Source organism: Rhodococcus sp. 1168, assembly GCF_002091955.1.
In the GTDB taxonomy this organism is placed as follows: Bacteria; Actinomycetota; Actinomycetes; order Mycobacteriales; family Mycobacteriaceae; genus Rhodococcoides.
This window is the reverse complement of record NZ_MKKY01000027.1, coordinates 18,840-42,915: the sequence shown is the minus strand read 5'-3', so window position 1 is coordinate 42,915 and position 24,076 is coordinate 18,840. Positions and strand designations below refer to the sequence as shown.

At 58.9% G+C, this 24,076-nt stretch carries 27 protein-coding genes; 15 read left to right on the top strand and 12 right to left on the bottom strand.

Features of this window, described 5'->3' with window-relative positions; genetic code table 11:
* Nucleotides 1–79 precede the first annotated feature (79 nt).
* The 8 genes from BJI47_RS03250 to BJI47_RS03215 all read right to left on the bottom strand — a co-directional run bounded on the left by BJI47_RS03250 (nt 80) and on the right by BJI47_RS03215 (nt 6,079).
* Entirely contained in the window at nt 80–487 is a 408-nt protein-coding gene (locus BJI47_RS03250) for a low molecular weight phosphatase family protein (protein ID WP_088942381.1), read from the bottom strand.
* Entirely contained in the window at nt 484–906 is a 423-nt protein-coding gene (locus BJI47_RS03245) for an arsenate reductase ArsC (RefSeq protein ID WP_088942380.1), read from the bottom strand. Before BJI47_RS03245 ends, BJI47_RS03250 begins: the two co-directional genes overlap by 4 nt.
* A 51-nt stretch (nt 907–957) precedes the next feature.
* Nucleotides 958–1,629 carry an arsenate reductase ArsC gene (locus tag BJI47_RS03240; protein ID WP_088942379.1) on the bottom strand — a complete coding sequence of 224 codons (672 nt, stop codon included), beginning with the start codon at nt 1,627–1,629 and terminating at the stop codon, nt 958–960.
* On the bottom strand, nt 1,629–2,729 hold the full coding sequence (gene arsB, locus BJI47_RS03235; RefSeq protein ID WP_088942378.1) for an ACR3 family arsenite efflux transporter: 1,101 nt from the start codon (nt 2,727–2,729) through the stop codon (nt 1,629–1,631). The genes BJI47_RS03240 and arsB overlap by 1 nt, the downstream gene beginning before the upstream one ends.
* On the bottom strand, nt 2,726–3,115 hold the full coding sequence (locus tag BJI47_RS03230) for a helix-turn-helix transcriptional regulator (RefSeq protein ID WP_088942377.1): 390 nt from the start codon (nt 3,113–3,115) through the stop codon (nt 2,726–2,728). The genes arsB and BJI47_RS03230 overlap by 4 nt, the downstream gene beginning before the upstream one ends.
* Before the next feature lie 98 nt (nt 3,116–3,213).
* Nucleotides 3,214–4,704: a Fis family transcriptional regulator gene (locus BJI47_RS03225; protein ID WP_139804843.1), complete on the bottom strand. Its 1,491-nt coding sequence runs from the start codon at nt 4,702–4,704 to the stop codon at nt 3,214–3,216.
* Complete coding sequence (locus tag BJI47_RS03220) at nt 4,701–5,048, bottom strand: helix-turn-helix transcriptional regulator (protein WP_088942375.1); 348 nt, start codon at nt 5,046–5,048, stop codon at nt 4,701–4,703. The genes BJI47_RS03225 and BJI47_RS03220 overlap by 4 nt, the downstream gene beginning before the upstream one ends.
* The gene (locus BJI47_RS03215; protein WP_088942390.1) at nt 5,045–6,079 is read right to left on the bottom strand and encodes a site-specific integrase; all 1,035 of its coding nucleotides are present in this window, start codon (nt 6,077–6,079) and stop codon (nt 5,045–5,047) included. Before BJI47_RS03215 ends, BJI47_RS03220 begins: the two co-directional genes overlap by 4 nt.
* Before the next feature lie 493 nt (nt 6,080–6,572).
* Between BJI47_RS03215 and BJI47_RS03210 the strand changes: the two genes are divergently transcribed.
* The 7 genes from BJI47_RS03210 (at nt 6,573) to BJI47_RS03180 (ending at nt 11,804) form a co-directional block, all read left to right on the top strand.
* Complete coding sequence (locus tag BJI47_RS03210) at nt 6,573–7,625, top strand: hypothetical protein (RefSeq protein WP_176224652.1); 1,053 nt, start codon at nt 6,573–6,575, stop codon at nt 7,623–7,625.
* Between the two features lie 78 nt (nt 7,626–7,703).
* Nucleotides 7,704–9,074 (top strand): phage portal protein, encoded by a 1,371-nt coding sequence (locus tag BJI47_RS03205; protein ID WP_088942373.1) that lies wholly within the window; start codon nt 7,704–7,706, stop codon nt 9,072–9,074.
* Nucleotides 9,067–9,486 carry a hypothetical protein gene (locus BJI47_RS03200; RefSeq protein ID WP_125458643.1) on the top strand — a complete coding sequence of 140 codons (420 nt, stop codon included), beginning with the start codon at nt 9,067–9,069 and terminating at the stop codon, nt 9,484–9,486. Before BJI47_RS03205 ends, BJI47_RS03200 begins: the two co-directional genes overlap by 8 nt.
* 137 nt (nt 9,487–9,623) lie before the next feature.
* Nucleotides 9,624–10,502, top strand: coding sequence for a phage major capsid protein (locus tag BJI47_RS03195; RefSeq protein WP_088942371.1), 879 nt, complete (start codon nt 9,624–9,626; stop codon nt 10,500–10,502).
* Nucleotides 10,503–10,678: 176 nt separating this feature from the next.
* Nucleotides 10,679–11,014, top strand: coding sequence for a hypothetical protein (locus BJI47_RS03190; RefSeq protein WP_088942370.1), 336 nt, complete (start codon nt 10,679–10,681; stop codon nt 11,012–11,014).
* Nucleotides 11,015–11,395, top strand: coding sequence for a hypothetical protein (locus BJI47_RS03185; protein WP_088942369.1), 381 nt, complete (start codon nt 11,015–11,017; stop codon nt 11,393–11,395).
* Nucleotide 11,396: 1 nt separating this feature from the next.
* On the top strand, nt 11,397–11,804 hold the full coding sequence (locus BJI47_RS03180) for a hypothetical protein (protein ID WP_088942368.1): 408 nt from the start codon (nt 11,397–11,399) through the stop codon (nt 11,802–11,804).
* Between the two features lie 104 nt (nt 11,805–11,908).
* Here the strand turns inward: BJI47_RS03180 and BJI47_RS03175 are convergent, their stop codons facing one another.
* Nucleotides 11,909–12,808 (bottom strand): hypothetical protein, encoded by a 900-nt coding sequence (locus BJI47_RS03175; protein WP_125458642.1) that lies wholly within the window; start codon nt 12,806–12,808, stop codon nt 11,909–11,911.
* Between the two features lie 106 nt (nt 12,809–12,914).
* Here BJI47_RS03175 and BJI47_RS03170 point away from each other — a divergent pair, with 106 nt between their 5' ends.
* Nucleotides 12,915–13,352, top strand: coding sequence for a hypothetical protein (locus BJI47_RS03170; RefSeq protein ID WP_125458641.1), 438 nt, complete (start codon nt 12,915–12,917; stop codon nt 13,350–13,352).
* A gap of 162 nt (nt 13,353–13,514) precedes the next feature.
* Here the strand turns inward: BJI47_RS03170 and BJI47_RS03165 are convergent, their stop codons facing one another.
* On the bottom strand, nt 13,515–14,078 hold the full coding sequence (locus BJI47_RS03165) for a hypothetical protein (RefSeq protein ID WP_088942365.1): 564 nt from the start codon (nt 14,076–14,078) through the stop codon (nt 13,515–13,517).
* A gap of 628 nt (nt 14,079–14,706) precedes the next feature.
* Between BJI47_RS03165 and miaB the strand changes: the two genes are divergently transcribed.
* Nucleotides 14,707–16,230: a tRNA (N6-isopentenyl adenosine(37)-C2)-methylthiotransferase MiaB gene (gene miaB, locus BJI47_RS03160; RefSeq protein ID WP_088942364.1), complete on the top strand. Its 1,524-nt coding sequence runs from the start codon at nt 14,707–14,709 to the stop codon at nt 16,228–16,230.
* Nucleotides 16,227–16,823, top strand: coding sequence for a hypothetical protein (locus BJI47_RS03155; RefSeq protein ID WP_254900344.1), 597 nt, complete (start codon nt 16,227–16,229; stop codon nt 16,821–16,823). The genes miaB and BJI47_RS03155 overlap by 4 nt, the downstream gene beginning before the upstream one ends.
* Before the next feature lie 7 nt (nt 16,824–16,830).
* Here BJI47_RS03155 and BJI47_RS03150 read toward each other — a convergent pair whose 3' ends face one another.
* Nucleotides 16,831–18,276, bottom strand: a complete 1,446-nt coding sequence (locus BJI47_RS03150) for a DUF349 domain-containing protein (RefSeq protein WP_088942362.1) — start codon at nt 18,274–18,276, stop codon at nt 16,831–16,833.
* 223 nt (nt 18,277–18,499) lie between these two features.
* Here BJI47_RS03150 and BJI47_RS03145 point away from each other — a divergent pair, with 223 nt between their 5' ends.
* The 5 genes from BJI47_RS03145 (at nt 18,500) to BJI47_RS03125 (ending at nt 23,796) form a co-directional block, all read left to right on the top strand.
* Entirely contained in the window at nt 18,500–19,237 is a 738-nt protein-coding gene (locus BJI47_RS03145; protein WP_088942361.1) for a class III extradiol dioxygenase subunit B-like domain-containing protein, read from the top strand.
* Nucleotides 19,234–20,136: a tRNA (adenosine(37)-N6)-dimethylallyltransferase MiaA gene (miaA, locus tag BJI47_RS03140; protein WP_088942360.1), complete on the top strand. Its 903-nt coding sequence runs from the start codon at nt 19,234–19,236 to the stop codon at nt 20,134–20,136. Before BJI47_RS03145 ends, miaA begins: the two co-directional genes overlap by 4 nt.
* A gap of 26 nt (nt 20,137–20,162) precedes the next feature.
* On the top strand, nt 20,163–21,032 hold the full coding sequence (gene dapF / locus BJI47_RS03135) for a diaminopimelate epimerase (RefSeq protein WP_088942359.1): 870 nt from the start codon (nt 20,163–20,165) through the stop codon (nt 21,030–21,032).
* Nucleotides 21,033–21,299: 267 nt separating this feature from the next.
* Nucleotides 21,300–22,718, top strand: a complete 1,419-nt coding sequence (gene hflX, locus BJI47_RS03130) for a GTPase HflX (RefSeq protein WP_254900346.1) — start codon at nt 21,300–21,302, stop codon at nt 22,716–22,718.
* A 4-nt stretch (nt 22,719–22,722) separates the two neighbouring features.
* A complete protein-coding gene (locus tag BJI47_RS03125) occupies nt 22,723–23,796 on the top strand; it encodes a hypothetical protein (protein ID WP_088942357.1) in 1,074 nt (357 codons plus the stop codon).
* 12 nt (nt 23,797–23,808) lie between these two features.
* Here the strand turns inward: BJI47_RS03125 and BJI47_RS03120 are convergent, their stop codons facing one another.
* Nucleotides 23,809–24,066, bottom strand: coding sequence for an HPr family phosphocarrier protein (locus tag BJI47_RS03120; RefSeq protein ID WP_088942356.1), 258 nt, complete (start codon nt 24,064–24,066; stop codon nt 23,809–23,811).
* Nucleotides 24,067–24,076 lie beyond the last annotated feature (10 nt).

Below are 24,076 nucleotides of genomic sequence, written 5' to 3'. Positions count from 1 at the left end.
ACAGGTGCTCCTTCTGAGCAGAGGCGTGCGGGCGTACGAAGGTGGAGCGAGAGCGTGCGGGATGGGAAGAAAGCAGGAGTCAGTGCTGCAGTCGTGCAGCGAGATCGTCGACGCGGGCGGCGATGTCGTCGCGAACGAGTCGCATCCGCTCGATGCCGTCGATCCCGCGCTCCGACGGCTCGTCGGTGTCCCAGTTCTCGAACCTCGGGCCGTCGATCCGGTCGACCGTGGCTTCGCTGCCCAAGGTGATGACGTAGTCCATCCGCGCAAGCAGGTCCGGGTCGATCGGCTTCGGTTGCTCGCCTGCGAGGTCGACACCGACCTCGAGCAACGACTCCGCGGACAGCGCGTTCACCGCACTACCGGGCTTGGTGCCGGCCGAATGCACCTCGACGGTGTCCCCGGCTGCTGTGCGCATCAGTCCGGCGGCCATCTGCGATTTGCCGCCGTTCTTGACACACACGAACAGCACGCTCGGTGTGCTCATCGACGCGACCCTGCACGCGCTGGAACCAGTTCAGCGAGTAGGTCCTCGACTCGGGACTTGATCTCGTCGCGGATCGGACGCACTGCGTCGACGCCTTTACCTGCCGGGTCCGGCAGGGCCCAGTCCCGGTAGCTCACGCCGGGGAACACCGGGCATGCATCGCCGCAGCCCATGGTGATGACCACGTCGGAGGTTTCGACGGCGCCCGGGGTGAGAATCTTCGGGGTCTGAGAGGAGATGTCGATGCCTAGCTCGGCCATGGCCTCGACGGCCGCAGAGTTGATGGACTCCGCGGGCGCGCTACCTGCGGAACGGACCTCGACGTCGTCGCCGCCGAGGTGGGTGAGGAATCCGGCGGCCATCTGCGAGCGTCCCGCGTTGTGGACGCAGACGAACAACACGCTGGGTGTGTCGGACATGAGATTGGAAGCCCTTCTTCAGTCGTTGGTGACGCTGCGGGATTGGCTGCGTCAGGCGGGAACGGGCGTCGTCAGTTCGGTGAGGAGTGTGCCGACGCGGGCGTCGAGGTCGTCACGGATGCGGCGCACCTCCTCGGTGGACTTGCCGTCCGGGTCGTCGAGCTCCCAGTCGAGGTAGCGTTTGCCCGGGTAGATCGCGCAGGCATCCCCGCACCCCATCGAGACCACGACGTCGGCGGCTGCGACGACATCGTCGGTCAGCGGTTTCGGGTAGGCATCGCCCAGGTCGAGGCCCAGTTCTGCCATTGCATCGACGACAACGGGGTTGATCTCGTGTGTCGGTGCGGATCCGGCGGAGCGGACATGGACCCGGCCGGCACCGCGGTGGGTGAGCAGCGCCGCGGCCATCTGCGAACGGCCCGCGTTGTGGACGCAGATGAACAGCACCTCGGGTACTTCCTTGGGCGCATCGCCCTGCGATTGAGCGAGAGCGGTGAGGCGGTCCGCTGCGAAGCGTCCGGCCAGCATCGTCAGGTGCGTGTGAATCTTCGAGGTCCGCCGCAGCGCGGTATAGGACTCGAAGACGTACCGCTCCACCGTCTGCGGGGAGAAGATGCCGGTGTACTTCTCCGACAACCTCTCCGCGGTGCGGGAAAGGACTGCTTGGGGCATGAGCAGTTCGGGTTGTGCGCGGGTGTCGTCATGGGTTGCGCTGTCGGACATCAGGACTCCTTTGTCGCTGCCGTCACGGATGGGCGAGGGGTGAAGCGCTTGCGTAGAGCGAGCGAGACGTAGACCAGGCCGACGAGGACCGGTACTTCGATGAGCGGCCCGACGACACCGGCGAGTGCTTGCCCGGACGTCGCTCCGTAGGTGGCGATGGCCACGGCGATGGCGAGCTCGAAGTTGTTGCCCGCGGCGGTGAACGCGAGCGTCGTGGTGCGTTCGTAGCCAAGACCCATCGCGGCACCGAGGGCGTACCCGCCGCCCCACATCACCGCGAAGTACACCAACAGCGGAAGCGCGATGCGGACCACGTCGAGGGGCTGCGAGGTGATTCGGTCCCCCTGCAGTGCAAAGAGAATGACGATGGTGAACAGCAGACCGTAGAGCGCCCACGGTCCGATCTTCGGGATGAACTTCGCTTCGTACCATTCGCGGCCCTTGGCACGTTCACCGAAGAAACGCGAGGCGAACCCGGCGATCAAGGGGATGCCGAGGAAGATCAGCACCGATTTGGCGATCTGCCAGGGTGAGGCCTCGATCGTCGTTTGCTCGAGGCCGAGCCAGCCCGGTAGGACCGAGAGATAGAACCATCCGAGGACCGCGAACATGAACACCTGGAACACCGAGTTGATCGCCACCAGCACGGCGGCGGCCTCGCGGTCGCCGCAGGCGAGGTCGTTCCAGATGATGACCATCGCGATGCAGCGTGCGAGACCGACGATGATCAGCCCGGTGCGGTATTCGGGCAGGTCCGGGAGGAAGAGCCAGGCGAGGGCGAACATTAGCGCTGGGCCGAGTACCCAGTTGAGAACCAGGGATCCGATGAGGAGGCGTTTGTCGCCGGTGACGGTGTCGAGGCGGTCGTAGCGGACCTTCGCCAGCACCGGATACATCATGATCAGCAAACCGATGGCGATCGGCAGCGAAACACCGTCGATCGAGATCGACGACAGTGCGTCGTTCATGCCCGGAATCATGCGGCCGAGGACAAGACCGACGACCATGGCGACGCCGATCCACACGGGCAGGAATCGATCGAGGGTGGAGAGCTTCCCGACCACAGCCGGGTGATCGGAGGTGTTCGCGGCGGTGCTCATGCGGTCACCAACGCAGCATCGTCAGCGGTAGGGTCGGCGGCCGCTAGGACCGACGACAACTGCTGTAACGCATCAGGAATCACCCAGTAGTACACCCAGGTTCCGCGGCGCTCGCAGTCCAGCAGTCCGGCTTCTCTCAGGACTTTGAGGTGGTGCGAGATCGTGGGCTGTGACAGGTCGAACGAATCGGAGATGTCGCAGACGCATGCCTCGCCGCCGGCATGGCTGGCCACCAGGCTGAGGAGCCGCAACCGAACCGGGTCGCCGAGGGCCTTGAACATGCGGGCCAGGTCTCCGGCCCAATCGGTGGACAGTGGCTCACGGATGAGCGGCGAACAGCACTCACCTGTGGTCGCTACCGCAATGGGCAGGCTTTGTTTCGACATGCGTCTATATTGATGCTTGCCGAATCAATGGTCAAGTGAACACTGAGCAAACTGGTGCCACAGTCGGACGTCCTCGAGACTTCGGCTGACGTGCTGAGCTAGGGCTTGCGACTGATCGACGCGTAACGGGCCCAGTCAGCGCCGGCTCGCTCCGCGTGCTGCATCGCGGTGGTGGCACTGATGCCGAGGGCGTCGGCGAGTACCTGCGGCGGTGCTTGCCGGACGAGTTGCTGCCAGGTGCTGTTGCGGACGGCGCGGCTCGGGATGCCGGCGTAGCGGAGTGCGTCGATGACGGTCTGTCGGTTGAGGTGCTCGCCGGGCATGGTGCCGGGGAACAACCACCTCGAGGTCGCATTGCTGGCGGTATTGGTATTGGGTCGTTTCTCCAGGTGCTGGCGCAGGAGGTGCGAGATCGGTTCGGGCAGCTCGACCCAGGTATCGGTCAGCTTCACGCTGACTGCGCTGCTTGTGGATCGGACGTCGTCGATGGTCAGGGCGACGATGCGTGTGATGGATTGGCCGTAGAGGGTGAGTAGGCATCCGGCGATGCGGTGGACGGCGGGGAGGTCGTCGTGCAGCAACAAGGTACGGATTATGTGCAGTCGCTCGGTCTCGCCGATCAGCTCGTGTGTGCCTGTTGTGTGGCGGGGAACGGCCAGCTTGGGCGTGAGTTTGTTCGAGCGTGCCCAGTAGAGGAATCGTTCCGCGTGTTGGCGGGTGGAGGGGCCGGTTGCGTACCAGGCGTCGATGTCGTGTTGGCTGCAGTCGGCCAGTGCGGTCCCACGCTCGTTCAGCCAGTTGAGGAACGAAATCGCTACTGTCGTAGACTGTTTCGCCCGCAGGAAGGATCCGGTACGCACCGGACCTGCCGCGGCGTACTCGCGTAGTTTCCGGAGGTGGTGCCACCGCCCGAACCGTTCAACGATCTTCCTCGAGTCGTCGTCGACGGTGGTTGCGAGCTTGTCGTGAAGCCATCGTTCGTAGGTGGCGAGCAGTCGGTCCCGCGGAGGCACGACGCCATGCTCGACCATCAACCCTCGGAGGTACTCAACGGTGCGTGTGCGGGGCAGCGCGTCGAGGGCTTCGTGCGTCGGGTCGACCGACCCGTCTCCCAGCGCAGCGAGTAATTCTCGGACCTTGGGATTCGCACGAATCCAGGTGACGCCACTGTTCGCCCTGGGCATGGTGACGATGGCGGTTGCCAGCGGCTCCAACGACTCGAGAACAACCCCATCTGGGCCGGACAGTAGGTCGCGGACGATGTCGTCGAGCAGGCACCGCCAGCAGGTTTTGGCTTTCGCCAGCCAGGTCTCGGTGCCGCATCGGGTGCACGTCAGATCCAACGGTATTTCGCTGCAGCGCAGACACAATGGCATGTGGTCCTCGTCCAGGCCGGGCACCATTCCGATGTGCCCGCACGCCATGCATGTGCCTTCTGCGCGTTTGGCAGCCTGGTAGCAGAAGGTGCAGACCGGGCCGTCGGGCCAGTGCGCGGCTGTGGGGTAGTGGTCCTTGCACCGTGCACAGGCGTGATGTTGGTCGGGGTCGGGTGGTTGGTTGCGCCGGCGGGGTTTGCGAGTGGGGCTCACGAATCGGGATCCGCGATGCGAGCCCGTTCGGGTCGAAGGTCGGGGTTCAGGCTGGTCACGTTCTGCGTAGGGGTGTCGCCGGCGGCTTTGGCTCCGCGGGCGGTGACGGCTTCGGGTGTGATCAGGTCGTTGGGTGTGCAGTCGAAGATATCGCACAGCGCAACAAGCACTTTCATGGACAGGCGTTCGGGTTTGTCGGTGACGAGGCGGTAGATCTGCGCGGCGGAGAGGTCGATGCCGCGCTCGCGAAGCAGCGGTGCCAGCTGGGTGGTCTTCCACATGTCGTGTGCGGCCATCTGCTGGCGGAGCTTCCAGTGGAAGTCGAGTTGGCGTCGGCGGGTCACGTGCCGGCTCCGGGATCGGGCAGTGCGAGTGCTCGCTCGATGCTGTCGTCGAGAACGGTGCGCAGTGTGCGGGTGCGGAAGTCGGACGAAACTGAGGTGTAAAGGGCGGTGGTCGATGCATAGGAGTGGCCGACCTGCTGTTGAACAAACAGTGGGTCGTACCCGTCTTCGATCAGGTGGGTGACGTACGAGTGCCTCAGGCAGTGCAGGGTCAGCTCGTCGGGTAGTCCGAGCGCGCGGCGGTATTCGGCGAAGCGTGCGCCTAGCTTTTCCTTCGACACCCGCGGTGACCGTTCGCTGGGCCACAGCGCGGCGCTGCGGGGTGTGCGGGTGTTCAGGTCGTGGCAGTGTTCGATCCATTGAGTCATCACCCGCACCGACCACGGGAACACGGTCAGGACGCTGCGGCGTTTCGGTGTGCTTCCCTTGTTGGCTTTGCCCCAGCGCACATAGAGGACTCCGTGGCCGGCGAACTCGGTTGCGTGTGGGTTGGTGCCGAAGTCGGTCGTGTCGAGCATGGCGAGTTCTTGGCGGCGCAGTCCCCATGCGTAGGCAGTTTTCATCGCGGTCGCGTCGCGCATCGCGGCGAGCCAGCCCTTGTGGCCGCTGTGACGGGCGATCTGGACCTGGTCGTCGGCGTAGTCGAACAGGTTTTGCAGCTCGGGTTTGGTCAGTGCACGCCGTGCTGGCCGTCCCTCGTAGTCGCCGGAGTGGGTGGCGGTGTTCCATTCAAAACAAACCTGCGCGGGATGGGTACCGAACAGGTTCTCGCACACTGCAGTCCATTGGTAGCGAGGGTCTGCGGCGTAGTCACAGAACAGTCGGAGCGCGTTCTGGTACGAGCGCAGCGTGGACTTCGCGCGGCCCTCGCCGCGGAGGTCGGCGAAGAATTCGTCGACATCCATCGGCCGCCAATGCCAGGGATATTCGTTGGTGAACCGCTGGAAGCGGTGCACGAGTTCGAGCCGGGGCTTGATGGTTCCCTTCCCCAGATTTCGACTGAGCTGTTGATCGCGCCATCCGGCCACCATGGCGGCGAAGACCTGCTCGTCTGGGCGCAGCAGCGGTGAGGTGCCGGCCAGGAACAATTCGGGTGCACCACCGGGGACCTTCCACCGTTCGACCACGCAATCACCTCTCACCGTGAAACTGTGCGCGAATCATGCATCAGATGATCGATCCGTGTCAACGTCGCAGGTCAAGACTGCGACCCGGTCTCGAACTTGCTACCTTCAGAGTCATTTCGATTTGTGCTGGCGGCATGGTTACGTCGCACGTCATGGGTTGAATACGCAGACAGCGCCGAGTTGTTGCATCAGATGAAATTCGTCATTGTTAGCTACCGATAATAGATTTTATGTAAAGCTGACTAAGCCTATGCTAACTAATGATGATCAACGTAGTGGCCTATCAGAGCCACTAGAAGCGAATGAAACATCGCCTAGCCACTCAGTGACCGAACGAGCTATAACATCGCCGCAATCAGATAAGCCGTTGCAGCAATGCATAGCCCAACGACACGATATGAACGACACAGATCAATCATTGTCAAGTTCGGCTGATAACACAAACGAGCGCGATAGTGTAATCGAATTGTTATCTTTGCAAGAGTTAGCAACACAACGATCAGATCACACGTTGACGACTGAGTTGACTTCTGATAATGCGCCTGAAACCGATCTTAAATTTGATAATTCTATAAACCCTATGTCTACTACTCTTACAAATACGAACGATTTTGAAAAAGTCGAGCACACCGAATTAGTTAAATTGGGTCTTGTAGACGAACCCAACCGAGCCGAACATCTATTAGACAAAGAAAAGTATGTGTCTGACACGCTAGAACTAGACGCAGAACTTCAATGGGTGGAACAACAGAACATCGACGTACATTACTATCCTGCAATTGTTGTTGATGACGATGGTAACGAACAATCATGGTGGCCTGAGTCAAAATCTATCCAAGAACTGAACAAGCAGCGTCACACCAACGAGTTCAAGCTGAACATGATGAACAAGCCGGTTGACTTGAGTGGCGCATACTGGAATGCAGACGATATTTCTATCGCTGAACCGGCTGACGGCTACAAGTTCACGATCATCAGCGTTGATCCTGCCGTGACCTCTGCCAAGTCGAGCGACTACACCGGTCTAGCTGTGCTCAGCCTGGGCTACGACGGTCTGGTCTACGTACGGCACGCTGAACAGCTCAGAATCGTCTCTACCGAGCTGCTGGAGCATGTAAACGAGCTGGTCGAGCAGTTCGAGGTGTCTGTAGTCGTGGTGGAAACCAATCAGGGCGGCGACGTCTGGCGTGACAACGTGTTCGACGGCTTGAAGGCCAAGTTTCTAGGCATACGCCAGCAGGAGAAAAAGGAGATTCGCATCAGTCGTTCGTTGGACTACTACCGCAAGCAACAGGTAGTGCATACGCGTCATTTCTCAGCTCTCGAGGCTCAGATGTATAGCTACCCGAAGACCAAAAACGATGATTTATGTGACTCAGTGGCTACGGGCATTCATTGTCTACTGTCGTCATCGGGCGGCATGTCTATCAAGAAACGTAGCTATACATAGGCGCAAGCAGCACAAATGTACTAAATAACGTATTATATAACTAATAACTACTACAGAATGGAGATTGATCAGCACTAAATGTCAGACCTAACCAAAGCAGTATCCGAACTATTATCTAAACGAGACGATTATCTTCTAGCGGAATCATATTACGAGGGCAACACAGACGAGATTCACGCGTCTAGCGCCGTCAAGCGAGCGTTACGCAAGTCCGGTGATACGTTTCGCGTCAACTTCGCCAAGACGCCAGTGACCGCCGTAGCCAACAGGCTTGAAATCACCGGCGTAACAACACTATCCGCATCGGCTAAGCAGCTCGTAGATCGAACCTGGCAGCATAATGATTTAGAGCTAGAACTCACTAAGATCATCAGCAAGACACTGATCTACGGTGACAGCTACGTGTTCGTATGGCCCAACGATGACGAGATAGAGATCTACTACAACAGTCCGTTGAGTACCATCGTGCTGTACGACGTAGAGAATCCACGTAAGCCGAGCTATGCCGCCAAGCTGTGGCCGATAGAGCTAGAAGACGGCAAGCAGCGTCAGCGCGTCAATCTGTACTACGCCGACCGTATCGAGAAGCACATCAGCAGCTCAGAGCGTCTGCCGTTCACGATCAAGCCCAGCGACTTCGAGCCGTTCATCGACGATGACACGGACGAATACGGCATGTTGCCCAACGAGTTCGATCAGATTCCGATCTTTCATCTGTCAACAGGTGACCAGTACGGCAAGCCAGAGCATCTGAGTGCCTACGGGCCACAAGACGCCATTACCAAGCTGTTGATCACCGGCATGGCCGCTGTCGAGTCGTATGGATTCCCTACGCGCTACGTGTTGCAGGGCGAACAGAGCGGTATCTCTATTGACGACGAGGGCACAGCAGACGAACTAGGCGTTGGTGCTGGTGAAGAGTGGATTCTCAGAGGCGTATCGAGCGTGGGACAGTTCAAGGCTGCCGATCCGCTGCCACTGATTGCCAACTACCGTGAGTACGTGCGCGCTCTAGCGTCCGTGACCGAGACACCACTGCACTACTTCGAGAACACGCAGACGAACGTGTCCGGTGAGGCTCTGAGAGCCAGTGAAGCGCCGTTGGTCAAGAAGGTTCGTATGCGTCAGTTGTCTATCGGTACAACATTGCGCAAGCTGTTCATCTTTGTATTGAAACTAAATAATATTGATGAAGACGTTCAGCTTGAATGGCGCGGTATCGAGAGTATTGATACGAGCGAACAGTGGTCTATCAACAAAAAGAAGCTAGAGGCAGGCCTGCCGGTAGAGCAGATTCTATTAGAGCACGGCTACGATACCGAGCTGATCGCGAAGTGGAAAGCCGCGGGTCTGCTAGAAGGCATGGTCAGACAAATATCGAATAACGATTCAGTAGCAGTAACAAAAGTACAAAATACAGAAATAGAAGGAGCAATAGAAAATGAGTGAACAAGAAACAGAAACAGCCGAGATGCAGGAACTACGCCAGAAGCTCAAGGCCGCCAATGACGAGGCCGCCGGCTATCGCATCAAGAACAAGGAATTGACCGAGCAGTTCGAGGCGCAGCAGCAGGGCAGCAGTGCGTTGAAGCAGTCGCTTGTACAGACACAGATCAGCAATCAACTAGCGGCACAGGGTATTACAAACTCAAAGTATGCCAAGATGATCAGCTCAGAAGATATAGAGTTCGATGATCAGGGCAATGCTGTCGGTCTGGCTGAGCGCATTGATCAGCTCAAACGTGACTATCCAGAGTCAGCAGACGCCAAGCGCCGAGCACCAAAGGTTGACGCGTCGGACAAACAGCCATCAGCAAAGCCGTTGAGCAGCGCTCAGAAGCTATTGCAGCAAACGAACTAGAACTAATTCAGTTATAATAGAACAAAAGCTAGATGCTTGAACGAATAAAGCTAGATGCCGAGTTCGTGGTTAGGGACGATTGTCCAAGATTGCTCAATCTATAAATGAAATAACATAGGAGATTAACATCAAACAAAATGGCAAGAGTAAACGCAAACGCATGGGTGCCTGAAGAGTATGGCTCTGAGGTAATCCAGACTGTTGAGCAAAGTTCAGCAGTAGAAGCAACAGGTCGTAGAGTCAACATGACCAGCGACACGCAGAAGACACCTCGACTAGGTGACGTAGACGTTCAGGTCGTACAAAAGGGTGGTCTGTATCCAGAAGATCAGCCAGTACTAGACAACGTGCTGCTGGACTCAGTGAAGTTCGGTGGCCGCGTGATCATCGCAGAAGAAGACTTGGAAGATGCACGCGTAGACGTGATCACCGAGTACCAAAAGGGTTGGGCCACCAACTACGCACGCAAGTTCGATCAGGCGTGTCTAGGCACGACCGGCGTAGCCAATGGCGACAGCGTGCCGTTCGAGTCGGTCTACAAGGCCGTAGGCAACGCAGTGATCAAGACAGCCGGTGTGCTGACCTACGCTCAGCTGTCCGATGTGCTGGCCAAGGCCGAGAACGGTCGCTACTTTGCCGATCCTGACACGATCATCATCGCGCATACATCGTTCAAGGGACAGCTACGCGGTCTCGTTGACGGCAACGGTCGTCCACTGTTCCTAGAGCAGGTGTCGGCATCACAGCCAGCAACACTGTTCGGCTACGAGATTCGTTTCTCGGACGGTGCGAAGACCAGTGCCACGAACACATGGAACCCAACAGGTAATCCGTTGCTGATCGTTGGCAACCGTAAGCATCTGATTGTTGGTGATCGTATTCCGATTCAGTCGCTGATCAGCTATGACGCTGGCTTTGCTACTGACGAGCCACATATCAAGATGCGTACTCGTAAGGCGTTCGCAGTAGGCCGTAAAGAAGCCTTTGGCGTCTTGGAAGTTACAGCGGGAGCGTAAGCAATTCAGTCGGTGGCAGCGTAGAGGCGTTGTCACCGGCTGGTTTCTTCTATGACAAAAATAGAAATAGAACTGGTCATGCCGCGCAAGCGTGTAGATGTGCCTTACGAACGCAAGCATGTTGAGCTGGCAATGCCGAGAAAACATATTCACGTCGTGTTGAAAACTGATGCCGTATGACAACCTATTACATAAATCAGCTACCGGTTGAAGAATTGTTGATCAAGATCGTAGACGAACGTCGTCAGCCGCGTGATCTACGTGCATACGATTCAGACGTAGCCGTGTTCTTTGCTGGTCCAGACGGCATAGTAAGAGCTGGTGGTGGCTACGGCTATATCTCTATGTCATACAAGGGCTATGTCAGCTATGAGTTCGGCAATATTAGTCCGTTCACGGTCGCCGGTGACTACAAGATTCAGTTGAAGTTGAGCCGCGTAGAGGTTGGTGAGCTGGTGCATTACGACCTTACCGACATTGCCACGTTAGAAGTAAGAAAGGGATTGATCTAATTGTTAGCAACAGTAGAAGATGTACAGCGTGTTACCGGCTATACGGTAGATGATGCCTTGATCCGTCAGGCCCAGGCTATTTTCGAGGTAGCGTCAGGCCGTCCCGAGCAGCTAATCAGCCGACCGTCAGATTTGGCCTGGTCTGTCTATGCTGTGTCATGGCAGGCGGCGTATATGGACAACTCAGATGTATTTGCGCAGGCCAACGTAGAGCAGACAAAGCAGGACAAGCTGACGGTGACGTTCGGTGATCGTGTCTACGCTCTGAGTCAGCTCACGGAACATGCTATTAAAAATCTGAGTTGGCTACGTAGTCGTTCGGTCAAATCTATGCCGTGGACGTTCGAAGAGCATAACTTGCCGTTATGGTGGACTTGGTAGTATGCCTAAGTTTCTTGTAAAGAATAAGCTCTATCCATCGTTGATAGATATTTACACTCAGCGCACGATGTACGATCCAGATACCGGCGAAACAGTGAGAGACTGGGATTATTTAGAATATGACACCGCCGAGTGTGTGATTGCTGCGGTCAATCCAGAGGATTCGCTAGAGCAGTTCGGCAAAGAATACGCCAATAAGAAGTTTGTTCGTGTTGAGCTGGCGGTAGGGGAGTGGTCGTTATCTCAGCGCGCCGGTAATCTACGCTCTAAACAGGGTGAATATTACTACCAGTCATGGAACGGTCAACGCTACGAGCAAGACCTGTTCAATGTTAGCGGTCTGAACACTCAGCTAGATTTGAATGGACGTATCGTTGGCTATGAGTTATATCTAGAATTAGCTCAGTAAATACAAAAGTAGAGCCAACCAAATAGGTTAGCTCTACTATGTTGGGTTGCCTAGACCCTCTTGAACGAAGGAGTCAACTAAGTTCATTGTATAGTATACCAAATTCAGTGTCGATTGGCCATGCGTCTGGCGTATTGAACGACGTTGCTAGCCCACGCGTTATAGCTGAATTTTAGCGGTGGTGGTTCGTTCGTGCTGCGTTCGGTAGTCGTTGCTCTAACGCCGTCGCGTTTTTCAAATAGTTCGTCGAATTCTAGGATCGTTGCGCAGGACTGCTTCATGTTGGGATACATCTTTAGGAGCAGTTTGTCGTTTGCTTCATTTGCGGCCTTAAAAGCTTCAACCGCGTATTGAAGCAAGTCCGGTGTCTGATCCGGCAGCGCTGTTAGCTGCTCTCTATACTTTTCTTTCATCTTTTTATCGAGGTCCGTCATTGCTTTTACGTCAATTTTTGGTGTGCTTACCGCGATTGTGTTTCCATCTTTATCCAGCTGCGCCGTTCCATGTATGGACACAGCTTCCATTGAGTGGTGAACCATAGTGTTCCGCAGGTGGTACATGAGTCTGTAGTGTGAGCTTTTCTCATTTAGACGATTAAGTATTTTTCTAACTTCTTTTTCTGTGTCGCTATTTTCTCCGTATAGCTTTTCGAGTTCGGTATATGTATGTTCTTGGTGGTAGTGTAACGCTGAGCAAAATGCTAGAGCAGCGCTACGCATGCGAATTCCCATGCGAACTATGTCATCAGGTTGACTGTGATTTAGTTTTCCGCTTGTCATTTCTTCCATGTCGGCCTTAATTGCCTTGATGAGGTCGCCCATCGTTTTCTTCATATACGTAAATATATTTCTGTTTAGCAGAACATCTATTTCGTGGTATGCGTCCGAGTATATGTCGTATTGATCTTTGGTCAATTCTTTGATGACCTCGAAATCTGCGGCTGTGTCGCGGCTTGAGTCGTTATGGATAATTAGTGCAGAGTAAAACGGCTCTGTGTCAGTCATGGTTACTTTCTGTTGCAAGACGGATAGTTGATCCGCTGATGTTACGGTGAGCATGCTATATCGGAGCAACAGTGGAGGATTTGCAATGGGCGTAAGAACTATAGTCGTGTCTGACTACTCGGGCGATGAGCTGCCGGACGACACTAAGCCGACCAAGATCACCATTCAACCAGCAGGTACAGCCGCCAAGGACGCCACGACACTTGAGCTGTACATGTCTGAGTCCGAGCTGGCTGAGCTGGTAGACAACATTGAAAAGGGGCAGCCGATCATCCCTAGGTCGCAGCCAGCCAGCAGGCCAGCCAGCCGTATCGCGTCTAGCAACGCTCAGACAGTCCCGGCGAAGCAAAAAGAGGCCTGGGCGAAGTTTGCCGAACTAAAGCCTGAGGGCAAGACCAATGCCGAGTTTGCCAGCATGCTTGAGGACTGGCTGAAAGAGAACCCGGTAAAGAAGCTGCGCGGTGGCGGCAGCTACGACAAGATTCAGCCGACTGAGCGCGGCATTGCTGCGCCAGTGATTGAGGCCTACGCCGCCGCTCAGTAGCGAAATCATCTTCACTCACGTCATGGTGTGATTCACGACACGCCGAATCGACGCTGTCTTCTGGTCCATCCCAAGACCGTGACCAGTAAATGACACGAATGTTGCGTGAATGCCGACTGGTAGCACCGGCGGCGTGATGACACGCAGCATGTTCGATCTGTTTTAGCTGCCAGCAAACATGAGAAATACTTTCAAGCGATCGAGTCGTTCGCCTATCGAGTGTTTCCTTTTAAGGATGCCCGTTTCATGTTGTAACGCGAGCTGTAGTCTCTTGAATAAGTCTGATTGTTTTTCCAAACTCTTAAGGGTATCTATTTTCACCTGCCACCAATCGGCGTCTGTCAAGGTTAAATCGCGTGGCTCTTTAGCGGATATTCTAAGAAGATTCGTTAGCAGTCTCGCTTTGTTGTCCTCCATCAACTTCTCTATTGATGTTGAGTTGCATATTTCCGCAACTCGTTTGGAAGCGGAAAGGCGATTCATATTTTTGTTAAGCTCGGGTTTGCGGGTTTTAAAGGTGCTTAATAGGTTCTCCGAATTTACCAGATAGTCGTAGAATATCGCTTCGATGATTTCCGTGGCTTCGATGTATTCGACGACTGTCTTGGTTAAGGTTTCTCGCCGCCACTTGACGAGTTCCCGCTTGTCCAACTGTTTTTGGACGTAGACGACGGTTCCCAAAGAAACAACCAGGGCGAGACCAGAGAAAACCAGGGACCATTCCATCTTCGGAGGGTATCGCTAGCTCTGTAACGCTCCAGTCCTAGACCTTGGCACATAGTAACGATTTGATAACGAATTGAATAGCGACCAGTGCGTACCGCTGTGGTGTTAGTGCGCATTGGTGGCAGGTTCGCGTTGTCTCGTCTCGCGAAGGTTCTGCGACAGGGTAAGTAATTGTCGTTGCTCGCCTCTAGGGTTAGTTGCACCAGGTGATCCCCACGGCAATGAAGAGCACCTGGTGCCACTGCTTGTACCCCTACGGAAGGAGATACGTCATCAACTCTAGTGATCAACCGCCAGGAGACCACAGGCCACCGACAAGAAATCGGGTAATGGAAACCGCAAACGTGTTGGCAGCGGTTGTTCTTGCAGCTCAGATGCCCAATGTGACCACGGGATTGCTCATAGCGGCAGTGTCGTTGTGTGCGGTAGTCGTCAAGCAGCCCTCGTGATGGGTGGACCTCCTTGTCAGATCATCGGCAGGGAGGTCTGCTTGAGGTCTCATCGACAAGTTCGTCTACCAGATTCGTCGAAGGCGTCATGCGCAACAACGTGCCAGGTCAGAGCTTCTGTTTCCCAAATCGGGGCAAAGCGGTCGGAAGTGTGCTGGCTGCTAGTCTGAAGTGTGTCAATGTTGAGTGATGAAGCTACACGGCCTGAGACCAGGAGCTACGAGGTTCGCACGCACGGGTGCCAGATGAACGTGCACGACTCGGAGAGACTGGCAGGTCTGCTCGAAGAGGCGGGCTACGTGCCGGCCGACGCAGGTTCCGATGCCGATCTCGTGGTCTTCAACACTTGCGCTGTCAGAGAGAACGCGGACAACAAACTGTACGGAAATCTTGGCATGCTTCGGCCTGCCAAGACGCGGAATCCGCGTATGCAGATTGCGGTCGGCGGCTGTTTGGCGCAGAAGGACCGCGACACGGTCGTCAAGAAGGCCCCGTGGGTAGACGTAGTGTTCGGCACCCACAACATCGGCTCCCTGCCGGTGTTGCTCGAGCGGGCTCGACACAACAACGAAGCGCAGGTCGAGATTCTCGAATCTCTGGAGGCTTTCCCGTCGACTCTGCCGGCGAAGCGTGAGTCCCCGTACGCGGGATGGGTATCGATTTCGGTGGGTTGTAACAACACCTGCACGTTCTGCATCGTCCCCGCGCTGCGCGGCAAGGAGATCGACCGCTCACCCGCAGATATTCTTGCGGAGGTACAGGCACTCGTCGACCAAGGTGTTCTCGAAGTGACCCTGCTCGGTCAAAACGTCAATGCCTATGGGGCTTCGTTCGCGGACCCGGCACTTCCACGTGACCGTGGCGCGTTCGCCGCACTGTTGAAAGCGTGTGGCGAGATCGAAGGCCTCGAGCGGGTGCGCTTCACCTCGCCGCACCCGGCCGAGTTCACCGATGACGTAATCGAGGCGATGGCCACCACGCCGAACATCTGCCCGACGCTCCACATGCCGTTGCAGTCGGGTTCGGACCGAGTTCTCAAAGCGATGCGACGGTCCTACCGTCAGAGCAAATTTCTCGGAATCATCGACAAGGTCCGCGAAGTGATGCCGCACGCCGCGATCACTACCGACATCATCGTCGGATTCCCCGGTGAAACCGAGGAAGACTTCGAGCAGACTCTCGAGGTCATGCGCCGAGCGAAATTCGCGAATGCGTACACCTTCCAATACTCCAAGCGCCCGGGTACACCGGCGGCTGACATGGAAGATCAAATCCCCAAGGCGATTGTGCAGGAGCGCTACCTACGGCTCATCGCCCTACAAGAGGAGATCGTTCTCGAATCCAACCGCGAGCTCATCGGCACCGAAGTCGAACTACTCGTCGCGACGGGTGAGGGCCGCAAGAATGCCGCCACGCATCGCAAGAGTGGTCGTGCCAGGGACGGGCGACTCGTTCACTTCCGAGCCGAGGACCACCAGATCGCCGCCATCAGACCCGGTGACGTCGTCACCACGACGATCACCGCGGCCGCTCCCTACCATCTCATCGCCGACACCGGCGTTGCCTCGCACCGTCGCACCACTGCCGGTGATGCGTACGAACGCGGAATACTCCCGAAGACGGCCCCCATCGGCGTCGGGTTGGGCTTGCCGGCTATCGGCGTCCCGGCTCCTGCGCCCGTAGTGACAGGATGCAGCGCATGAGCAAGTCGAGGCCCAGCAGCGAAGACGGAAGCGCCCCCGATTACGACACCGCAGAGCGGAAGATCGATTCGGAGATCGACCCGGGAGCGCGGGCGGTGGTGGTCGCCGTACTGGTTCTCGTGCTGCTGGTCACCTTCGTGTTGCCACATGCCGGATCTGCTACCGGACTGGACGTCCTGTCCGGCAGTGACAAGGGACTCGGCGAGTCCATTGCCTTGCCGTCCCGAATCTTCGTCGGGTTCGTTGCAGTGTTCGGCGTGGTTTTCTCGGTCCTCGCCCTCGTCACCAGGGTGTGGGCACTCGCCTGGATAGCGCTCAGCGGCTGCGCCGTAGCGTCGGTTTTCGGAATGCTGTCGATCTGGTCCAGGCAGACACTGCCGACGGACTCTACGGGCGGCGGACCCGGAATCGGTCTGGTCATCGCATGGATCGCGGTGGTCGTGCTGACGTTCCAGTGGCTGAAGGCTGTGTGGAACAAGACCAACGCGCAATTGGCCGCACAGGAACGTCGACGCGTCGCGGCGGCCGAGAACGAGCAGAACTCACGGTGGGGCGGACCCATTCTCGGGCGTCCGACCGACCGCAAGCGCTGACTTCGTCTTACTTCTCGCCGACGGCACCCTCTGCCGCTTCGGCCCACTCGCGCCATTGTTGCGCCTGCTCGAGTGCACGCTTGGCGTCCTTGTCCTTGCCCGCCGCTCGAGCCTTGGTGGCCTGCTCTTCGAACTGAGCGACGCGCTCGCGGAACTGAGCAGCACGGGCCAACGCCTCCGGATCGGTGCGACGCCACTGTGCGTCCACCGCGTCCCGAACCGACTTTTCCAGGGCGCGTAAGCGGCCTTCGAGTTCGGACATCTTTTCTCGCGGAACCTTGCCCAGCGCGTCCCACTTCTCCTGAAGGTCACGCAGAGCCGCGCGCGCCCCATCGAGGTCGCTACTTGGATTTATGTTGCCGTACTTCGCGAGCAGTTCTTCTTTCGCGGTCGCATTCGATTCGAATTCCGCGTCACGCTCGGACGCCGCAGAATTGCGCGCAGCGAAGAACACATCCTGGGCGGCTTTGAAGTCCTTCCACAGTGCATCGTCGGCATCGCGAGGCGCGCGGCCGGCAGCTTTCCAGTCGACGAGCAGATCGCGGAAGGTGGCGGCCGTGGGACCCCAATCGGTCGACGACGCGAGAGCCTGAGCCTGCTCGACGAGTTCTTCCTTGCGAGTTTTCGCGGCACCCCTCTCGCGATCGAGGTCGGCGAAATGAGCGCCTCTACGTCGATTGAAGTTCTCACGGGCTTTCGAGTAGCGCTTCCACAGCGCATCGTCGACCTTGCGGTCCACTCCACGGATCGTCTTCCACTCGTCGAGAATTTCTCGCAGACGGTCGCCGGCATTTTTCCATTGCGTGGATTCGCTACCGACCTGCTCGGCCTCGGTTGCCAACTCTTCCTTGCGGGAAGTGTGGGCGGCGCGCTCGATCTCCTTCTCGTGCTTCGCGACGGCTGCAGCGGCCTCGGAGTGCTCGACGACGATCTCCAGGCGGGCGTGCAAGCCTGCGATGTCACCGATCACTGCGGCCGCGGGAAGCGTTTCGAGCAAAGCCAACGCCGCTGCCTTCGTCTTCTTCGCATCTCCGGAACCCACAGTGAGCCTGGCCTCGAGCAATGCCACCTCGGTGGAAAGGTCGTCGTAGCGCCGTCCGAAGTGTGCGAGACCTTCGGCAGCATCTCCCGCCTGCCACGATCCGATCTGTCGTTCGCCGTCCGCGGTCTTCACCCAGGCAGTGCCGTCGTCGTCCACTCGGCCGAACTTGCTGGGATCGCTCGGCGGCGCGATCGTCGGGACGACCGACGGGACGTGAGAGGACACCGGATGAGGTTTGGCAACCCCGCCGTCGAGCCTTGGTTTGGGTGCTCCCGGTTTCGGGCCGCCAGGCTTGGGCGCTCCCGGCTTCGGGGCACTCGGTGTCGGTGTGGGGGCGGTCGGGGTCGTAGCTCCAGGTGCCTGGGCGGGCCGCTCGGTGGATCCGCTGGTGGTGTCGCCAAGATCGGACATTGTTCCTCATCTCTGCCGCGCGTCACGGCTGCCTCTATCGCGCTGAAAGTCACGGTGGACACATTCCGACTATCCGGTGCCACCGTCGACGCAGTGGGCACCATGGACACTCGATGCCTACCGTGCTCACCATTCAAACAGGTCAGACGCTTCTACGCGTCGCCGTCCGTCATTTCGCCGCCGTGTCGGTGGCGTGTGGATACGAGCGACTAGCGTTGGCGCCGTGTTGTCTGCAGTAGCCATCGTGCCGTCGCCCCCAATCCTGGTTCCCGAGTTGACCGGACGCTCTGTCTCGGAAGCGCTCGCGGTTCGAACCGCGACTATCGAGGCCGGTGTCGTACTGGGTGAGGTCGCGGACCGATGGATTGCGCTGGGTGTGCACGAGAAGGCCCGTACCATTCGTTCGGACTCACGTGGAAGCTTCGCCGCCTACGGCGTCGATGTGAGAGTTGCGTTCTCACCCGGTGGCGTCACGACGGAGATCGATCCGACTATTCCCTTGGCTGCGCTGGTAGCGGGGTGGATTCGCGACCACAGTGCCCCGGATGCGGTTGTCGATGTGCACCTGGTGGGGCGAGACACACCGCGCGAGAGCTGTGTGAGCATCGGCCGCGAACTTCGCAAGTCGATGGATGAAAGTGCGGAGCCGTGGGGATTGCTGGTGGTGGCAGACGGGTCGACGATGCTGACGGCGAAGGCACCCGGATCCTTCGATCCACGCGCGGAAGAGGTACAGAACCAGATCGATGATGCGCTGGCGAACGCCGATGTTGCCGCGCTCGCCGGACTCGATGGACAGTTGTGTGCAGGGGTCGGCGTGGAAGGCACTGCTGCGTGGCGGACCCTTGCGGGGATCGTGGGTGACGGCGAGGTGCGGACGAAGACTCTTTACCGAGGCGCGCCTTTCGGCGTCGGCTATTTCGTCGGTACTTGGGAATCGCTGTTCGGGGAGTCGTTGTGAGGGTGCCGATTGCGGTGATCGGCCCGACCGCGACGGGGAAGTCCGATCTGGGCCTCGATCTGGCCGAGACTTTGGATGGCGAGATCGTGAACATCGACGCCATGCAGCAGTACCGCGGAATGGACATCGGCACTGCAAAATTGCCCGTGGGTGAGCGGCGCGGCATCGCGCACCACTTGCTCGATGTCCTCGATGTGGTCGAGACGGCCACAGTCGCGAGATATCAGGACGCTGCTGCCATGGAGGTGGACGCCATCCTGGCGCGTGGCCGCGTGCCCATCATCGTCGGTGGTTCGATGATGTACGTCCAATCTTTGCTGGACGAGTGGGCGTTCCCGGCCACCGATCCACAGGTCCGGGCGAAATGGGAGCAGATACTGGCGGACGGCGGAACCGATGCGGTGTATCGAGCGCTCCAAGAACGAGACCCGGAAGCCGCCGCATCGATCCTGGCCACGGACGGTCGGCGGCTCGTCCGTGCCTTGGAGGTGGTCGAGATCACCGGCAAGCCTTTCGCCGCGTCCGCACCGAAGATCGGAAAACCGCGCTGGGGGACGACGCTTCTCGGGGTCGACCGCGACACGACCGAACTGGACGAGCGCATCGCTGCCCGGACGGACCTGATGTTCTCTTCCGGCCTGGTGGGGGAGGTCGAACACCTCGTCGGCGTCGGCCTGCGTGAGGGGGTCACGGCTCCGCGCGCAATCGGGTACGCCCAGGTGCTCGAGTATCTCGCGGGGGAGTGCGATCTGGATTTCGCGCGGGAACGGACTTTCATCGGAACCCGCCGTTATGTTCGTCGTCAGCGATCGTGGTTCCGTCGGGATCCGCGCGTCCACTGGCTCGACGGCGCCGATCCCGCCCTGCGCGCGTCGGCGCTGGCCATCGTCGGAGGCTAGAAGGAGCCACCCGTAGACTTCCGGCTATGCATTTCGCCAAGGGCCACGGAACGCAGAACGATTTCCTCGTGCTGCACGATCCGGACGTCGAGATCGAGCTACTTCGTGCACGCGTAGCGGCCCTGTGCGATCGCCGACAGGGCCTCGGAGCAGACGGGGTACTGCGGGTCTCACGCGCAGGGCGTCTTCGCGATGCAGGCGTCCTCGACCGCCTGCCCTCGGGCGTCGGATCAACGGACTGGTTCATGGACTACCGAAACGCCGACGGCAGCATCGCCGAGATGTGCGGCAACGGCGTTCGGGTATTTGCCCACTACCTGCGCGCGAACGGCCTCGAATCGCGCGATTGTTTCGTGGTCGGTTCCCGGGCCGGCGCGAGACCGGTCACGGTGCATGCTTTCGATGACACCACCGCAGACGTCACCGTCGGCATGGGCGAAGTCCACTTGATGGGTGCCAGCAATACGACCCTCGGTGGACGTCGGTACGACGGAATCGGAATCGACGTCGGAAATCCCCATCTGGCGTGCGTGGACCCGACCGCCGACATTACTTCGCTACGTGCGCTCGATCTGGCTACACCCCCGGAGCTGGACGGCAGTTTCTTCACCGCGGGTGCCAACGTCGAAATCCTCACACGACTGCAATCCGGTCGCGTCGATATGCGCGTTTTCGAGCGGGGGGTAGGGGAGACGCGTTCGTGCGGGACCGGCACGGTGGCAGCGGCAGCGGCTGCGTTGTCTTACGAGGGTCTCGATTCCGGTCGAGTGGTGGTAGGTGTGCCAGGCGGCGAAGTGACGGTGTCGATAGACGACGAGGGCGCATCGCTTCGCGGTCCGTCTGTGCTGTTGGCGAACGGCACCATCGATGACCAGTGGTGGCGCGAGCGTGCGTGAATCTCATGTGCATGCGCTGGGGATTTAGTGGATCATTGACGGGGCAGGGCCAACACACATCGAATCGATAGCGATTCCGACTCGAGGAATGACGAAATAACGGATTCAGAACAGCAGGATTCAGTGAAGCAGAACCTTACTGAGCAGAACACGGCTGAGCGCGATACCGCCGAGCCTGCCGCCTCGCAGGACAGTGGATCAGAGCAGAGCTCGTCGTGGACTCGGCAGGAGTCCGATGCCTGGTCGCGTCGACTCGCGCGATCACCGCTGCCCGCCGACGAGTCTTCGCCGTCCGCTGGTGACATGCAGCTCGAAGAACGTACTGCCTTGCGTCGTGTGGCAGGTTTGTCCACCGAGCTCGAGGACATCACCGAGGTCGAGTACAGGCAGTTGCGGCTCGAACGAGTCGTCTTGGTTGGCGTGTGGACCAGCGGCACGGCAGCGCAAGCGGAGTCCAGTATGGCGGAGCTGGCTGCGTTGGCCGAAACTGCAGGATCGGAAGTACTGGAAGCGCTCGTGCAGCGACGCGACAAGCCTGATGCGGCGACCTACATCGGTTCCGGTAAGGCCAAAGAGGTCCGCGATGTCGTCGTGGCGACAGGCGCCGATACCGTGGTGTGTGACGGTGAACTGACCCCGGCTCAGCTCAATGCACTGGAGAAGGTCGTCAAGGTCAAGGTCATCGACCGGACGGCGTTGATCCTCGATATCTTCGCTCAACACGCAACCTCGCGCGAGGGCAAGGCGCAGGTGGCGTTCGCACAGATGGAGTACATGCTCCCTCGGCTTCGCGGCTGGGGCGAGTCCATGTCTCGCCAGGCGGGTGGCCGGGCGGGAAGCAACGGCGGGGTAGGACTTCGTGGCCCCGGTGAGACGAAGATCGAAACTGACCGGCGACGCATTCGTGAGCGTATGGCCAAGCTTCGCCGCGAGATCAAGGGTATGAAGCAAGCTCGCGACACCAAGCGTGAGCGTCGCCTCGAGAGCACTGTGCCGTCCATCGCGATCGTTGGGTACACGAACGCAGGTAAGTCGAGTGTGCTCAATGCACTTACCGGTTCGGGCGTGCTGGTACAGAACGCACTGTTCGCCACCCTCGACCCGACCTCCCGTAGGTCGACTCTCGAAGACGGCCGCGCGATCGTGCTCACCGACACTGTTGGATTCGTGCGACATCTGCCGACCCAACTGGTGGAAGCCTTCCGTTCGACTTTGGAAGAGGTGACGGACGCCGATCTGTTGCTGCACGTCGTCGACGGTTCCGATCCGCTTCCCGCCGACCAGATCACCGCAGTTCGCGAGGTGATCATGGACGTCGTCAAGGAACGCGAGTCCAAGATGCCGCCGGAACTGATCGTGGTCAACAAGATCGATGCTGCAGATCCGGTGCAGTTGGTCCAGCTTCGTGGGTTGTTCCCGGGAGCGCGCTTCGTCTCTGCCCGGACGGGTGAGGGAATCGAAGAGCTGCGTGATCATCTCGGTGAAGTCCTAGCGTGGCCGGAAGCGCAGGTCGAGGTACTGGTGCCGTATACGCGCGGTGATCTCGTCGCTCGGATCCACACCGAAGGTCGGATCACGCACTCCTCGCACGAGGCCGATGGCACACGCGTGGAGGCTCGGGTGCCTACATCGCTTGCCTCGGTGCTCGCCGAGTTCGCCGTCGGCGCTGCAGTAGCTCCTGCCTGAGTCGATGCGATCGATTGTGATTGTGGGGGCGCTCTCGTGTGCGCTTCTCGGGGCCGCACCTGCAAGTGCGGCCCCTGAGGTTCGCAGCGCGCAGTTCGAAACATATTGCAGCCCTATAGATCCGGGCCTCGAAGAGCTCTCCGGTCTGACCTCGATGGACGGTGTGCTCTATGCGATCGGTGACAGCGGTACCGATCATCGGCTGGCTGTCCTCGATGAGCAATGTGCAGTCGCCCGTTGGCTCGAAGTTCCCGTCGATCCCTATGATGTCGAAGATCTTGCCTCCCACGGTGGACGCCTGTGGCTTTCCGACACCGGGGACAACCGTGCGCGCCGCGATACCGTCGCGATCACTGGCATGGATCCCTCGACCGGTGCGGGTGAACTGCACCGTCTGACGTATCCGGACGGACCGCACGACGCGGAGACGCTGCTGATCGAGCCGTCGGGAAGACCGGTCATAGTGACAAAAGAGCTTTCCGGAGTCAGCGGGATCTACGTCCCTGTCGGCGACACGTCAGTCGACCAGTTGCCTTCACCCGGTCCGACGCCCCTGCGGAAGGTTGGCGAGTTGGCCTTCGAGCGGACGGCAACTCCCGGTGGTCCGCCCTTTGTCGCTGGTTCGATTTTGGCCACCGGCGGGGCGATCAGTGCTGACGGCACCGTTGTCGCGGTCCGAACATACAATGATCTCTACCTGTTCGACGTCCACGACGGCGATATCGTGAAGGCCCTCGGCAACGATCCTGTCGTTGTCGCCGCGCCCCAGCAGCCCCAGGGTGAGGCGCTCGCTTTCGATTCCGATGGAAACCTTCTTGTCGCGTCGGAGGCTGTCGCGTCGGAGGCTGTCGCGTCGGGGGCAGTCTCGTCGGATGCAGCGAACGGTCCGCTACCGCCTATCCAGATGCTCCGTGGTGCAGCCGATCTCGTGGTCGCCGAACGTACCGATACACAACTCGCGACGGCCAGCGCCGAGTCCGAATCGAAAAGCCGATGGGTACTCGGTGCGATGGCCGTCGCGGGTGTTCTCGTTTCGTTGTCGGTCGCCTACGGTGTCAGGACCGCACGCCGCCGGTGACGCGGAGGGACGTCAAGCGTCCAGATCGGCGGCGACCAGCGCCACGATCTTGTCGAGTGTTGCCTGATCCTCGCTCTCGACGACGACCTCGGTCCCCTTGGTGGCGCCGAGTGTCATGATCATCAGCGCGGATCCGGCATCGACCGGCTCCTGATCTTCCACCGCGAGGGTGACCTCGACTCCTGCTTCGGCGACGGCGTCGGCGATGAGGGCTGCGGGGCGCGCGTGCAGGCCGATGGACGATCCGACGGCGACTGTGGTGCTGGGCATGATGTGCTCC